The 13,237-nt window shown below is 45.9% G+C and carries 15 protein-coding genes and 1 pseudogene; 9 read left to right on the top strand and 7 right to left on the bottom strand.

The genetic code is table 11. The features are described from left to right. Positions 1–39: 39 nt before the first annotated feature. Entirely contained in the window at positions 40–195 is a 156-nt protein-coding gene (locus tag AC1DUD_RS27710) for a hypothetical protein (protein ID WP_477380591.1), read from the bottom strand. A gap of 152 nt (positions 196–347) precedes the next feature. On the opposite strand from AC1DUD_RS27710, the gene AC1DUD_RS27705 reads away from it, so the two are divergent. From AC1DUD_RS27705 to AC1DUD_RS27690, 4 genes are all read left to right on the top strand, one after another. Further along, on the top strand, positions 348–1,295 hold the full coding sequence (locus tag AC1DUD_RS27705) for a hypothetical protein (protein WP_477380589.1): 948 nt from the start codon (positions 348–350) through the stop codon (positions 1,293–1,295). A 592-nt stretch (positions 1,296–1,887) separates the two neighbouring features. Next, positions 1,888–2,445, top strand: coding sequence for a hypothetical protein (locus AC1DUD_RS27700; protein ID WP_477380587.1), 558 nt, complete (start codon positions 1,888–1,890; stop codon positions 2,443–2,445). Between the two features lie 8 nt (positions 2,446–2,453). Then, positions 2,454–5,369, top strand: coding sequence for a hybrid sensor histidine kinase/response regulator transcription factor (locus AC1DUD_RS27695; protein ID WP_477380585.1), 2,916 nt, complete (start codon positions 2,454–2,456; stop codon positions 5,367–5,369). A 33-nt stretch (positions 5,370–5,402) separates the two neighbouring features. Next, positions 5,403–7,499 carry a PAS domain S-box protein gene (locus AC1DUD_RS27690; RefSeq protein WP_477380583.1) on the top strand — a complete coding sequence of 699 codons (2,097 nt, stop codon included), beginning with the start codon at positions 5,403–5,405 and terminating at the stop codon, positions 7,497–7,499. Positions 7,500–7,612: 113 nt separating this feature from the next. Here the strand turns inward: AC1DUD_RS27690 and AC1DUD_RS27685 are convergent, their stop codons facing one another. After that, entirely contained in the window at positions 7,613–8,230 is a 618-nt protein-coding gene (locus AC1DUD_RS27685; RefSeq protein ID WP_477380581.1) for a CGNR zinc finger domain-containing protein, read from the bottom strand. A gap of 93 nt (positions 8,231–8,323) precedes the next feature. On the opposite strand from AC1DUD_RS27685, the gene AC1DUD_RS27680 reads away from it, so the two are divergent. Then, positions 8,324–9,247, top strand: a complete 924-nt coding sequence (locus AC1DUD_RS27680; protein WP_477380579.1) for an EamA family transporter — start codon at positions 8,324–8,326, stop codon at positions 9,245–9,247. 75 nt (positions 9,248–9,322) lie between these two features. Here AC1DUD_RS27680 and AC1DUD_RS27675 read toward each other — a convergent pair whose 3' ends face one another. Then, positions 9,323–9,724 carry a DUF5655 domain-containing protein gene (locus AC1DUD_RS27675; RefSeq protein WP_477380577.1) on the bottom strand — a complete coding sequence of 134 codons (402 nt, stop codon included), beginning with the start codon at positions 9,722–9,724 and terminating at the stop codon, positions 9,323–9,325. A gap of 3 nt (positions 9,725–9,727) precedes the next feature. Beyond that, a complete protein-coding gene (locus tag AC1DUD_RS27670) occupies positions 9,728–9,958 on the bottom strand; it encodes a hypothetical protein (protein WP_477380575.1) in 231 nt (76 codons plus the stop codon). A gap of 256 nt (positions 9,959–10,214) precedes the next feature. Between AC1DUD_RS27670 and AC1DUD_RS27665 the strand changes: the two genes are divergently transcribed. The 3 genes and pseudogenes from AC1DUD_RS27665 (at position 10,215) to AC1DUD_RS27655 (ending at position 11,397) form a co-directional block, all read left to right on the top strand. Beyond that, complete coding sequence (locus tag AC1DUD_RS27665; RefSeq protein ID WP_147051850.1) at positions 10,215–10,379, top strand: DUF3606 domain-containing protein; 165 nt, start codon at positions 10,215–10,217, stop codon at positions 10,377–10,379. A 39-nt stretch (positions 10,380–10,418) separates the two neighbouring features. Next, positions 10,419–10,955: pseudogene (ligD, locus tag AC1DUD_RS27660) on the top strand (non-homologous end-joining DNA ligase LigD); the annotation flags it as partial. 1 nt (position 10,956) lies between these two features. Next, complete coding sequence (locus AC1DUD_RS27655; protein ID WP_477380573.1) at positions 10,957–11,397, top strand: hypothetical protein; 441 nt, start codon at positions 10,957–10,959, stop codon at positions 11,395–11,397. 75 nt (positions 11,398–11,472) lie between these two features. Here the strand turns inward: AC1DUD_RS27655 and AC1DUD_RS27650 are convergent, their stop codons facing one another. From AC1DUD_RS27650 to xth, 3 genes are read right to left on the bottom strand one after another with little or no spacing between them, the layout of a single operon-like run. Continuing rightward, a complete protein-coding gene (locus AC1DUD_RS27650) occupies positions 11,473–11,586 on the bottom strand; it encodes a DUF2256 domain-containing protein (RefSeq protein WP_477380571.1) in 114 nt (37 codons plus the stop codon). Beyond that, positions 11,573–12,055: a DUF4385 domain-containing protein gene (locus AC1DUD_RS27645; protein ID WP_477380569.1), complete on the bottom strand. Its 483-nt coding sequence runs from the start codon at positions 12,053–12,055 to the stop codon at positions 11,573–11,575. Before AC1DUD_RS27645 ends, AC1DUD_RS27650 begins: the two co-directional genes overlap by 14 nt. A 2-nt stretch (positions 12,056–12,057) precedes the next feature. Beyond that, a complete protein-coding gene (gene xth / locus AC1DUD_RS27640) occupies positions 12,058–12,834 on the bottom strand; it encodes an exodeoxyribonuclease III (RefSeq protein WP_477380567.1) in 777 nt (258 codons plus the stop codon). Between the two features lie 75 nt (positions 12,835–12,909). Here xth and AC1DUD_RS27635 point away from each other — a divergent pair, with 75 nt between their 5' ends. Further along, complete coding sequence (locus tag AC1DUD_RS27635) at positions 12,910–13,203, top strand: hypothetical protein (protein WP_477380565.1); 294 nt, start codon at positions 12,910–12,912, stop codon at positions 13,201–13,203. The last annotated feature ends 34 nt before the right edge of the window (positions 13,204–13,237 follow it).

Here is a 13,237-nt window from a genome sequence, read left to right as displayed (position 1 = left end):
CATCAAGAGCTTAAAATAATTCTCATCAGGTGAATCGATTCAGCGACGTAAAGCTGCGATACCATTTGAAGGCTCCTCGTCCAATACAGCGTAAATGATATCCATCCTGGCGATCTGTTTTTCCACATCTTCCAATGTTTCCCTGATCGCATAAAGGAAGTCTGAAAAATAGGCTTCATCAGCAATCGTGGGCAAATGCTTAAAGCATTGAGCCTCGTCATGACATCAGGCCATATGCAACAAATTCGAAAGCATTTATAGTATACGCGAAAGTATTTTAATGGTATTCTGCTTTATTTTGCCCTGTATCAAGTCATATCAATAATAATATCAAATACTTATCTACTATGAAAAAATCTTTCAAGTCCGGCACGTGTGTCCTTGCGGCATTTGCAGTTTTATTAACAAGTAGTTGCCAAAAAAAACCTGGCGACCTAAAACCATTACCTCCTGTAGTAAATATCACGGCCTGTAGTATTGCAAGTGATGTTGATCAGGTGTTGGGGCTTCGTAATTTTGAGTATGATGATAAAGGCCTTCTTACAAAGATGACAGCGCCCAACTACAATCTCGGACCTGTCGTTAAGACTGTTACATCTGCTAAAGTTACTGACACTTATTCTGGTTATAGCGGTTCTAATAGTTATAATGGCAGCATTAACTATAGTTATCTTGGCGGCAGCGGGAATATTTATGATGGTGATCCTGAATTTGAATCATCAGTGAGCGACACGTTGTATCAATTTAAATATGATGCAAAGAAACGCCTGGTTTCGGTTTTAATACCGAGGTCGGCCAATGGTTACTGGCAAAACACCTTTTTCACGCTTTTCAGATATGAACTCAATTTTACCTATGACGCCAATGACAACGTAACTCAAATAAAAATCGTAAAAGATTACCAGGAAAAGATCAACGTTCCTCAATCCGGCGAGAGCCGGATCGATTACATGCAAATCTCTGATGAAGAACTGAATATAACTTATGACGATAAGCCCTCGCCATACACGGCTATCTCCAAATATTGGAAATTTGTAGGCGTCGATTTTAAAGGTTCCTGGTTATATAACCTTGACAAGGTTCGTTTTTGGGCAAGTTTATGCGCAATCCTGAGCAAAAATAACCCGACAAAAATTACCGGTAAATTAACCGACGACCTCTTGCCAGCTTATGTCATTAGCAAACCTATTATCATTAACGCAACCCTTACCTATCAATACAATGAGAAAAATTTCCCGGTTACCATAGCACTCAATGGCTCGGGCATAAATTCTTTTAATTACAACTGCAAATAGACGGTTGATGAATACCAACCGTGATGTTTTTTAGATCTAAAAACTTTTATTAGATGCAATTGAGAAAACCTCAGTGACTAAATCAGCAAGATATGTGCTCAAAAAAAAAAAATCGAGCGTTTGGCTATTTTCGCAAGTTTTTACGGCACGCATTAAGTTGATTTCAAGACTTGAATCCCCTAATCGCTAACAATCATGTATTAAAATTACCGCGTGAATCTGCGACCTATAAAAATGATTACAATTAACCACCACATCACTTAAGCTGTCTATGCACGAAGAAAACGCGCAACAATTCACCGCACCAGGAACTTCCGTCGGGCTGAGTCCTGGCAGAAGTCATGATTTAAAACAGTCAAACAAGGTCAGCTTAGTTTACCTTTTGTCGGTGCCATTTTTGACTTTTCTATTAGGTTTCGGAGTTGGCCATGTGAACCCGCAATTGTATCTGCCTGTGTGGATAATCAATTGCTTAATGATGGGGGTTGCTCTGCGCCAGTTGCTAAAATCCCATTCCCCCGGTAATCCACTGTTAATCATTATCGCACTATTACTCATAGCCCCCTGGATCATTTTTCCGATTTTTGCCGGAATGGGAAGGCCACCGCAAACTATCCGGGGATGGATGGAATTAGAGGGCGAGCAGCATGCCAGGTTTAACCTGCTGATCTTTGGCGGCATACTGGCATATCTCGGCACTGTACTGCTTTATCAATTACTACGGCTTAAAGACAGGTTATTTGGAACACTGGGCCTGGCATTCATGACACTGGCCATGCCTCTTTTTGTGATCAATATGGCCTATTGGGGAAGTTTTCTTTCCGATGCCTTCCGGAATTTCAAAACAACAAACCGGCCCGATTGGTACCTTGCTTTTCGGGAACTATTTTATTTGATCAGTACAGCAGAAGTTTCGCTGATCTACCTGGCAACTGCAATGTTTGCAATGGCCTTAGGCAAGGCGGGGTATTTAAAGCCGGCTGCTGTACGTGCTTATGTTATCATCAGTTTTTGTGCAGGGTTGGTTAATTTAATCCCTCCTTTTGCACCAGATCCATTTTCTACGATGAGTTACCTCGTTTCAGTGCCGGCAATCCCTTTTATCATGTTTTATTTTATGGGAGTCAACCTGCTACATCAAAAACTTTAAATTTACGTATGCCTAAATTATGGTCTTATATCATGTTGACCTTTCTTTTCACACTAAGTGAAGGTCACCTGCATGCAAAGAGCCAGGTTCTAGCACTTCGGATAGACAGTTTAAAAGCCAATAAAGAAGGTTTTGCACTCCATAATTTTTCCTGGCGGTTCCACATTGGGGACGGCAGAGACTATAGTGACCCTGCTATCGCAGACAGCGCCTGGACAGTAACAACTACCGCCTTTGGCAGTGCCGGACAACCAAAAGGCTGGAACGGAAACGGTTGGTTCAGGTTATGGCTAAAAGCAGATGACAACCTGATCGGTAAGGTATTGGCGCTCCGGGTCAGCCAAACAGGGGCCGCGGAAATCTACCTGGATGGAAAAAAGATCGGCGAAACGGGCAAAATTGGCAAAACAAAAATGGAAACCCGCTCCGGCCGCGCCCCTTTTAGGGTGTATCCTTTCATCATTGCGGATCAGCGGCAGCACCTGCTCGCAGTCAGGTATGTTAATGAACAGCCGGCCTTTCCGGAATATATCGGTTTCCGGCTATGGACAGGTACTTATGAGCAATTGGCCAATCGTGCAATTAATAGGCTGAACATGAATAGCTTTTTGCTCGCCAGCATGGGAGCCCAGCTGGCACTGGTCTTGCTCCACCTCGCGCTGTTCGCTTTTTATCCCAAACAGCGACTAAATCTTTATTACAGCCTTTTTGTATTCACTACCGCTGCGGTGCTTTACCTGCGCTACTTAACAGTTGGCGCAAGCGATCCGTATTTACAGCGGATAACCGCAGATCTTTTTGAAGCAGGGATCATTGTGGTCGCCTTCCTTGCCGGTATCGTTTTATATGGAGTGAGCTATGATCAATTGCCACGCAGGCGTATTCTTATTAGTGCCGTATTAGGTTCATTGACCTTATTGGATTATTTCCTGCAGTATCGTGATGCTAACGAAACGGCTACCTTTTGGCTGGAGATCTTTTATTTCCTGCTGGTCATGACTGATGGTTTAATTGCATTATGGAGAGCAATGAACCGCCGAAAGCCGAGGGTCTGGCTCATCGGCGCGGGCATGCTCACTGTAACCCTCTTTTATTTGGTAGTGGGCAGCGACCTCTTTGGCCTGATGAAGGGTAACTACGAGTTGATCGCTAAATGGATGAGCATTGGGCTGTTAGCCATCCCGCTAAGCTTTTCGGTTTACCTTGCACTTGATTTTGCAGATGTCAACCACAGCCTTGGCGCACGGTTAAGGGAAGTGCAGGAACTGTCCGAGTTGAACCTGGCGCAAGAAACGGAAAAGAACAGAATTTTGGCCGGACAGGCCGATCAACTGGAAAAAACAGTGGCGGCGCGTACACTGGAGGTACGCAGCCAGGCACAAAAACTACAGGAAATGGATGCACTCAAATCCCGGTTCATCGTTAACCTGACCCATGAATTTCGTACACCTTTATCATTGATCATGGGGCCGGCCGGCTTGTTAGCGGAAAAAGCCGGCACCAACGCTGACCGGAAACATGGTGAGCTCATCAGAGAGAACGCTCAGCAGTTACTACATTTGATTAACCAATTGCTTGATCTGACTAAACTGGAGGAAGGCAAAATGGAAATTCTGAATGCAGAAACCGACGTTTTGACAACGGTGACTGATGTACTGAAGCCATTTGCAGGTATTGCTGCGCAGAAGGGAGTTACCATTGAATTCAGAAGCCAGTTCGGTAAGCTAATTACCATCATTGATGCCGGAAAGCTTACGATGATCATTCGCAACCTGGTTTCTAACGCAGTTAAGTTTAGTTTGAACGGTGGGGAAATTATCATCACCGTCACTGTTGAAGAAAATTCCGAAAATACTGAAATGATCTTTAGCATTGCCGATCAGGGCATCGGCATACCGGCTCATAAGCTACCCTACGTTTTTGACCGTTTTTACCAGGCAGATGCCTCAGATACCCGTGCAAATGAGGGCAGTGGCATAGGCCTGGCCCTCACGCGGGAGCTTGTCGAATTACTTGGCGGAAGCATTGATATCGAAAGCACTGAACATGTCGGCACAACACTATGCGTAAAATTGCCGCTAACTGGGATACAGACGGTGGCCGGTGGAACACCATTTTCTTTAAGAGGCAGTTCGGAGCCTCGATATGAAGAAGGAATTGATAATGTGACAGATGGCAAACCCTTGCTCCTGATCATTGAGGATCATGCGCAACTTCGGGAATTTATCAGCGTCACGCTGGGTACGCAGTTCAGGCTCCTGACCGCCGCAAATGGAGAAGATGGGCTTAGGATCGCCGGTAAATATATCCCTGATCTGGTCATTACCGATCTGATGATGCCGGTGATGGACGGATTCGAGCTCTGCCATAAAATAAAGGCACAGGAGCTGACCAGTCATATACCGGTGTTAATGCTCACCGCCAAAAGCGCAGCCGACAGCAGGACTAAGGGATGGGAAGCAGGTGCGGATGCCTACCTGTCGAAACCCTTTGAGCCGGCGGAATTACTGGCTATTGTAGAAGGCCTGATCAAAACCAGGAAGCAGTTACAGGAACGTTTCCTTCGCGAGGAAGCCTGGAAACCTGCCGCTAGCTTGCTGCCGCCACAGGAATTACATTTTATGGAGAAAGTGCGTAACGTTATTGAGGCGCAACTGGACAACGAGTTATTTGGTGTTGATAGGCTATGCGACCTGATTGGACTGAGCAGGGCGCAATTGCACCGGAAATTGAAGAATACGATTGGTCACCCACCGGGTGACCTGATCCGCATGGTACGGCTGCAACAGGCGCTTAATTTGCTGAAAGCAGGAGAAACTACGGTAGCAGAAGTCGCGTACAAGGTCGGCTTTAATAGCCCCGCCAGTTTCTCGACCAGTTTCTCCAATTATTTTGGATATTCACCAAACGAGGCAAAGAAATAGCTAACGACAATGCTAAGGGAAAATCCGTAAGAAATGGATCAGCGTACTAACAAACAAATTAGGAACGAGATCCGTTATATGACTGTTTTTGTCGTTCACTATATGCCAGATAAACCCAAGTCAGATCAACAAGCCATAGCAGAAAGTCATCAGCGTTTACAGGCGCTGGTAAGCGCGACAGCGGATGTCGTCTATAGTTTAAGTGCCGACTGGGAAGTCATGCGGGAACTGGACGGCCGCGGCTTTTTAAAAGATACAGACAGGCCCATCACCGGCTGGCGCATCCGGAATGTATTTGCCGATGACATGGAAATGGTTAATACCCGGATCGCCGAGGCCATCCGGGAAAAGAAGGTCTTTGAACTGGAACACCGTGTTAACCGGGCGGATGGCACTACCGGCTGGACCTTTTCGCGTGCCGTACCCATCCTGGATGATCAGGGTGAGATCATCGAATGGTTCGGAAGCGCGAGCGATATTACCAGCCGAAAAATGGCCGAGCAGGCACTTGCCGAATCCAGGGATCAATCCGAAGAGCAGCGCCGGGTCTATGAAGCGATCGCGTCGAACACCCCTGACCTAATGTATGTTTTTGGACTGGACTACCGGTTCATCTATGCCAATGGTGCTTTACTGACGATGTGGGGCAAAACCTGGGAGAACGCAGTGGGTAGAAGCCTGCTGGAGAACGGCTATGAACCCTGGCATGCCGAAATGCATGAACGTGAGATCGATCAGGTCGTCGCAACCAAACAGTCGGTTCGCGGGGAGGTGTCCTTCCCGCATGCCACTTTAGGAAAGCGAATCTATGATTATATCCTGACGCCCGTGCTCAACGCTCAGGGCGAAGTGCAGGCAGTCGCCGGTACGACCCGCGATGTAACCGAGCGCAAACTGTTGGAAGAGACGCTGGCGCAAAGCGCCGAAGAGTTTCAGGCGATCAACGAAGAAATGGCCGCTACCAACGAAGAGCAGCTAGCCTCTAACGAGGAACTTCACGCCGCCAACCGGCAACTGGCCGACTTGAACCTCGAACTGACAGAAGCCCGGAAAAAGATCGAAGAAAGCGAAACCGCGCTGCGGCTGGCGGTCGAAGCGGCCAATTTTGGCACCTGGTTCATTCATTCTGTCACCCGGCAGTTCATTACCGACGGGCGCTTAAAGGAACTGTTCGGCTATTACCCTGACGAAGACCTTTCGATCGAACAGGCCCTGGCGCAAATCACCGACGATTACCGCGAATTTGTTACGGATAAACTGGAAAAGGCGATCTACCACGGCGGTGATTACGATGTTACCTATTCCGTCATCGGCTTACATGATCAGCGGCTGCGCTGGCTGCGGGCGATCGGCAACCTGAAGGCTGATCCTTCTGGCGCATTCTCCGCTTTTACCGGCGTGGTCATGGATGTGACCGAACAATACCTGGACGAACAACGTAAAAACGATTTTATAGGTATGGTTAGCCACGAGTTGAAAACGCCGCTCACCTCGCTTACAGCGATCTTACAGGTCCTGCAAGGCAAACTGAAGCGTATAGAAGACCCGTTCATCACGGAGGGATTAGCAAAGGCAAATTTGCAGACCAAGAAAATGTCCGGCATGATCAACAGCTTTCTGAATATTTCGCGCCTGGAATCAGGTAAGATGAAGATCGATAAACAGCCACTCATTATCGGAGACCTGATCCGTGAGGCGATCGCGGAGATCAATCTCAGCAGCGCCCATTTGATCACGCTGCTGCATTGTGATAAAGTGGTTGTGCAGGCCGATCATGATAAGATCAGTTCAGTAATGGTCAACCTGTTAAGCAACGCGGTAAAATATTCTCCGCGCGGCTCGAATATTACCGTCAGCTGCCACCAGCAGGCTTCGGCCGTACAGGTAAGCGTAAGTGACGAGGGACTGGGTATCGGCGTTGAGGATAGGAAACATATCTTTGAGCGCTATTACCGGGTGGAAAACAACCACAGCCGCCACATTTCCGGCTTTGGTATCGGGCTTTACCTCAGCGCGGAGATCATCCGACGCCACCAGGGAGCGATCTGGGTGGATAGCGAGCTCGGCAAAGGTTCGACTTTTTATTTTACTTTGCCGCTGATCAAAGCGGCAGGTGATCAACCGAAATGATATGGTTCATTAAAAGTGGGAATAAAAATAACTGCGTTGCAGTTCAGTGTGGCGTGCCTTTATTGAATGGGATGAGATGCTCATCAATTTAAAGCTTTCTTCTTAAATTAGCCTTAAGATTTTTTACTACTGTAATACTTCTTTGTTTTTTCACGGTTACCGCACGATTCCATAGAACACCACTTTTTGCGATGATTTTTTGTTTTATCGAGAAACAACCATGCGCAGCCGGCGCACTGACGAATAAACTGAGTTTCTCCAGTTTCTAACAACTCGTAGGCCAATATCACGAATTTCCAAGCCGGTGCCATTAGTGCGGCGCGTGCGGCGTCAAATCTAAATTGCAGTTCATGCGCATCGAGCGCAAGTACCTTAAATTGCAGTGCCTCTGCAAATAACAGATTTGCTTCTTTTAACAACTCTAGCTCCATTTTTTTGGAATGTTGCTGTGCGATGCTTTCGAATAATTGATATAATACGGTTCTAATTTTTCGGGTGCTGTCTAACGCTGTTTTAGCTGCGTTCTCATCTGTTAAAGCTAACTTTTCCAGATCTCTCACCGTATTATCGTCAAAAAGCGCCAACCGCTTAATGAGCGTTAAGAGGTCATCAAAAAAATTAAGCCGCTCTGTGATCACACCTTTATTCCGATCATAACCGGAATTGATAAAATCAAAACAAGCATTTCCGCCGTCAAACGTCATCGTGTAGACCGTAGTGATTTCGCTCATATGTTTAATTTAATTAATGCCACACTATTAAAACATTATTTAATTGCATTAGTTTTTATTTAACACCATTAAAACGAATTTAGATAGTGTTATATGAATACTAGTAAGAAAAAAACTTGGCTGCTGCTATTATTTGCTTTCGTCGCAATCTACTTCTTTTGGGGTACAACCTATCTTGCAATTGCTTACGCGCTGAAAGGTTTAAAGCCCTTTACGATATCGGCTTTCAGGTATTTGATAGCAGGATTAATTCTTTGCTGCTGGATATGGTTTAAGAAACAGAAATGGCCTGAAGGTGAAGACCTACGAGTCTTAATCATTAGTGGAGTTTTAATGCTTAGCGGCGGCTCGGGACTTGTTGTTTTAGGTGAACAACATATTAGTTCAGGATTTGCAGCAGTCATCGTGGCAACCGAGCCATTGTTCTTTGTATTATTCGATCACCGGCGATGGAAGGTATATTTTTTAAACAGTTGGATAATTGCCGGTTTGGTAATAGGTTTTTCAGGCATCGCGCTGTTTGCCTATTTTGCACCGGGGGGTCAAGATGTCTCCCACCAGCATCTTGTGTTCGGTGTCTTAATTACGCTACTCAGCGCTATGTCCTGGGTTACGGGAGGCTTATATGCAAACCATAATCTTTCATCTAAAACAGGTAATATCGTTAACAGCACCGTACAATTATTGGCTGCTGGTATCTTTTCAGCGATCGTAGCAGGATGTATGGGTGAATGGTCCGAATTGGTTGTAAAGACAGTACCCCTTAGCGCTTGGTTAGGTTTAATTTACCTAATCGTTACGGGATCACTCGTCGCTTACATTTCGTTTAACTGGCTGATCACCGTGCAACCACCGGCAGTCGTTAGTACGCATACCTATGTTAACCCAATTGTAGCTATTTTGATGGGCTGGCTAATAGCTGGCGAGCACATTGCTAATATACAGATCATAGCTCTAGTTATCGTGCTTGTAGGGGTTCTTATCACACAGTTAAATAAACAGAAAACGGTTGATTAGTGCTTATAGTTGAACGAACCAACCGTTTCAGAAAATATTTGGTTGTTCACATTTAGCTCTCTATTCATAAGGTATTTAAACAATTTCGTATGACTCCCGTATATAAACGAAAATCCCGGGGTTGAGTTCATCAACATTCGAAAGCCTGACATGGTTCTCGTATTTTTTACCCGCAGCTTTACTTTTGATCACGGGCTTGTCTTTAAGCGGCCCTTTAGAATAGAATTTGATATCCAGCCAATTTTTCATCGGACGAATCACCAGGAAACCTGTGCGGCGATAAAACACGATGCAATTCGGTGTGGTGCTGATGAGGACTTTGGGCCAGTCTGCTACCTCGGCTAGTATCTTATCAAACACCAATATTATTTCATCGGAACGACCTTTGAAAAGCGTATCAAGGCTGACACGCTTGCAATAATGCCGGAAGTCAGCCCACGGCAGTTCCCGTTCACATTTGGGGCAGGTCCAGCTCATAAATTAACAAGGTTCCAGAATGATGATCCATTGGTTTTCATCATTGAGCGCGTAAGTTAGCCCATCGCTCATCTCATAGACATGCCTGCCGCATTTCTCGCTGTAAAAGCTTTTCAATTCGCGGATTACCTGCCCGCCATTTTCCTGGCGCAGGTAGAAGGATAAAGCACTAAGTGATGGAGCAACGTCGCCTAATTTTTGGTATTCTCCTTCTTTAACAAATGCAGAACTCATCGGTAGATAGTTTAAAATTTACTTACAAATAATGTGCCTCAACGCGGTCCGCGATCTCCAACTAACTTCTTCCTTAAGCCACCACACACTTCATATTCGCACTTTTAGTTCCTGAATTAACGACCTGAAAATTAAACAGTTCTTCAGTTTCTGTTACATTTATCGCGATTTTTTTCCATAGTATAACCTTTATCGTTCTAATTAAAACCCGTTGGTATTGAATTTGTTATATCCATACATCTAAAAAACTAAAACTATGGCAACAAGAGGGACAAAAGTGGAAAGGCATTCGGTATCCGAACAACCACATGAATTGAAATACGAAGCAAAGAAAACCGGCACTACGCCTAAAAAAGTCGAGGCCGCAAAAAAATCAGCCGGCAGCAATCAACGTTCGGCGGTGGAAAAGAAAATTAAATAGTAATAATTGTGATCTAACCAAAAGCCAGCTGAAACGCCGGATAACCCGGATTACTGCGTGATCGACCTGGATCCGGATAAGCATACTTATGACCAGGTGGTAGAAGCTGCCCGGATCGTTAAAGACATTTTAGATGCAGTTGAAGTGCCCAGCTATCCGAAAACCTCGGGCTCCACAGGAATGCACATCTATATCCCGTTAGCTGGAAAATACAGTTACCAGCAATCGCAGATTTTTGCCAATATTATTGTCAAGCATGTACATGAGCAGATCCCGGATTATACCAGTTTGGAACGGAGTATTGCCGCACGTAGAGGCAAAATGTACCTCGATTTTTTACTGAACCGTCCCGGTGCCACCATTGCCGGCCCTTATTCACTCCGGCCAAAACCCGGCGCGACAGTCTCTATGCCGCTGAGCTGGGATGAAGTGAAGCCCGGTTTGACCATCCAGCATTTCAATATTCTTAACGCGCTTGACCGCCTGAAAGAAACCGGTGATCTGTTTAATGGCGTATTAGGTGAAGGGATTGATCTCGAAAAAACACTCAAAAAGGCGCAGGCCACTTTTAAATAATATGAAAAAATTAGCAAGCAGTATCATCGGCGGGATCGCCGGGGCCGTCGCACTGAATATATTACACCAGGCCGTTAAACAATTCGATCATGACGCGCCGCGCGTTGATCTGGTGGGCGAAGAAGCCATTACCAAGGGACTGGGAAAAGCGGGTATGACGCCACCAACCGGCAACACTTTATTTACAATAACAATGGCAGCTGACCTGATAAGCAACGCCGCTTATTACAGTGTGATCGGTGCCGGCAAAAAGAAACAGCTACCGTATATCGGTGTGATTGCCGGGCTTTCGGCAGGTGTTGGCGCATTAACGTTGACCAAGCCAGTGTGGCTAAGCGATGCGCCGGTAACGCGAACTGACAAAACCAAGATCCTGACGGTGGCGTGGTACACTTTCGGCGGCATTGTAGCAGCCAGCGTCATCAGGGCCTTACGTAAATAAAACGGCAAATGGTAAGCCTGCTCGGAATATAACGATAATACAGCGCAGCAACTATTTGTTGCACCAGCATTTTTCCTAACAATATTTAACCTCATCCCAAACCTGCTCCCCCTTTTTGCGCCAGGTGAAAGGCTTCCCGCAAGTGGCACAAACCTTTTGCGGCAAGTTTGCTTTTTTAACCCCTTTCATGCTTCCAATGGATTTTTAAACGGGCGTATTGTTCATTAGCTTCGGCGGTTTTCCAACTACTAAAAAACACTTCCGCCGCTTTCGCTTTTTCGTCCTCGCCGGTACCTTTTTCCAGCAACTGATAATCATGCTCCTTATCATATTTTATGCCGCCCTTATAGTTGGCATACCGGCGGGCACGGGTAAAACCCATCTGTAAATATTTGCGGGCCATATCGGCACCAACGAAATCACCAGCAGCCAGGTAACTTAAAAACAGCTCATAAATCTTGGCGCTGCTTTCTCTGGCGATGGCTTCCGTTTTGAAGCGCCAGTATGGTCCGATCTCACTTTTATAGGGCTCGCAGATCAATACCCCCTGCTCACCTTTGCCCACATGATATTGTTCGGGATGCGCCCGGTAATCAATATTAGGGTGCCAGGCATATTTACCTTTATCAAAATTAAGATAGCTGGGTTGATCAGGCATGATTAAACTTCTTTAAGCTGAATCCATGCAGGTGCGTGATCGCTGGAATGCTCCCAGCCACGCACGTCTTTATCCACACCGGAAGATTGCAGCCGCTGCATGAGCACCGGGTCGAGCAGGAAATGATCCAGCCTTAAACCGGCGTTCCGGCCATACGCGTTGCGCAAGTAATCCCAAAAGGTATAGGTGGGTTCATCAGGATGTAAATGACGGATGGCATCCGTCCAGCCCGTTTTGAGCAGTTCCCGCCAAAGCTTACGGGCCTCGGGACGGAACAAAGCATTCTCTGCATATTTTTCCGGCTTGTAAGTATCCAGCTCGGTCGGCATAATATTATAGTCGCCAATCAGCGCTACCGGCAAGCCAAATCCTTGCAATTTTTTACCATGCGTCGTCAGCCGCTTGATCCATTTTAACTTATAATCGAATTTAGTACCGGGAAAGGGATTACCGTTAGGCAGGTATAAACAGCCGATTACTACGCCGTTAATGAAGGCCTCAATATAACGGCTCTGCGTATCATCCGGGTCGCCATCCAGGCCGCGCCGGGTTTCCTGAATCTCGCCATAACGGGACAATATGGCTACACCATTCCAGCTTTTTTGACCCTGCCAGATGGCGTGGTAACCGGCTTCCAGTAATGGCTGCTTCGGAAATCTGTTATCTTCGCATTTTAATTCTTGCAAACAAACGATATCTGGCTTGGCCTCCGCCAGCCAGCGTAGTAAATTGGTCAGCCGTCCATTAATACCGTTGATGTTGTAAGTCGCTATTTTCACAAGCTTATAACATCTCGCACATAATATAGTTGCCGGAGTTAAAACTTAATTAGCTTCCGGCGCTTATCTATACCTATGACAACTGTAAAAAATGTTCAGGCACTCAGCGCAGAAAAGCTGTTTGACGTATTAAAGACGGGCTTTGCCGATTATATCAACGAGAAACTGGATTCAAACCTCGCCATTGAATTCGCGCATGTATTTAACGAGATCAATCTGTCCTTTCCCGAAGTGATCGACGGCACAGCAATCAACATCGCTGTTGCAGATGACGAACTTACCGTTACGCTGCTGGCTACGGAAAGTGATTATAATGCCGGGTTGCTGGAGGAACACCTGATCGGTTATCTCGAACAAGAGGCATCATAATTAATATCGTGGTTGTTTTTGAAAAAAAGGCTGA

Source organism: Mucilaginibacter sp. P4_A11 (assembly GCF_056402535.1).
The sequence above is the reverse complement of the archived record's forward strand: the minus strand, read 5'-3'. Positions and strand labels throughout refer to the sequence as shown.

Bases quoted from the DNA above. Each gene is read 5' to 3' on its own strand.
- AC1DUD_RS27650 (WP_477380571.1), bottom strand. From the start codon at position 11,586: ATGAAAGGGGTTAAAAAAGCAAACTTGCCGCAAAAGGTTTGTGCCACT.
- AC1DUD_RS27685 (WP_477380581.1), bottom strand. From the start codon at position 8,230: ATGAGCGAAATCACTACGGTCTACACGATGACGTTTGACGGCGGAAAT.
- AC1DUD_RS27690 (WP_477380583.1), top strand. From the start codon at position 5,403: ATGGATCAGCGTACTAACAAACAAATTAGGAACGAGATCCGTTATATG.
- AC1DUD_RS27655 (WP_477380573.1), top strand. From the start codon at position 10,957: ATGAAAAAATTAGCAAGCAGTATCATCGGCGGGATCGCCGGGGCCGTC.
- AC1DUD_RS27665 (WP_147051850.1), top strand. From the start codon at position 10,215: ATGGCAACAAGAGGGACAAAAGTGGAAAGGCATTCGGTATCCGAACAA.
- AC1DUD_RS27670 (WP_477380575.1), bottom strand. From the start codon at position 9,958: ATGAGTTCTGCATTTGTTAAAGAAGGAGAATACCAAAAATTAGGCGAC.
- AC1DUD_RS27675 (WP_477380577.1), bottom strand. From the start codon at position 9,724: ATGAGCTGGACCTGCCCCAAATGTGAACGGGAACTGCCGTGGGCTGAC.
- AC1DUD_RS27635 (WP_477380565.1), top strand. From the start codon at position 12,910: ATGACAACTGTAAAAAATGTTCAGGCACTCAGCGCAGAAAAGCTGTTT.
- AC1DUD_RS27700 (WP_477380587.1), top strand. From the start codon at position 1,888: ATGGGAAGGCCACCGCAAACTATCCGGGGATGGATGGAATTAGAGGGC.
- AC1DUD_RS27705 (WP_477380589.1), top strand. From the start codon at position 348: ATGAAAAAATCTTTCAAGTCCGGCACGTGTGTCCTTGCGGCATTTGCA.
- AC1DUD_RS27695 (WP_477380585.1), top strand. From the start codon at position 2,454: ATGCCTAAATTATGGTCTTATATCATGTTGACCTTTCTTTTCACACTA.
- AC1DUD_RS27645 (WP_477380569.1), bottom strand. From the start codon at position 12,055: ATGCCTGATCAACCCAGCTATCTTAATTTTGATAAAGGTAAATATGCC.
- AC1DUD_RS27680 (WP_477380579.1), top strand. From the start codon at position 8,324: ATGAATACTAGTAAGAAAAAAACTTGGCTGCTGCTATTATTTGCTTTC.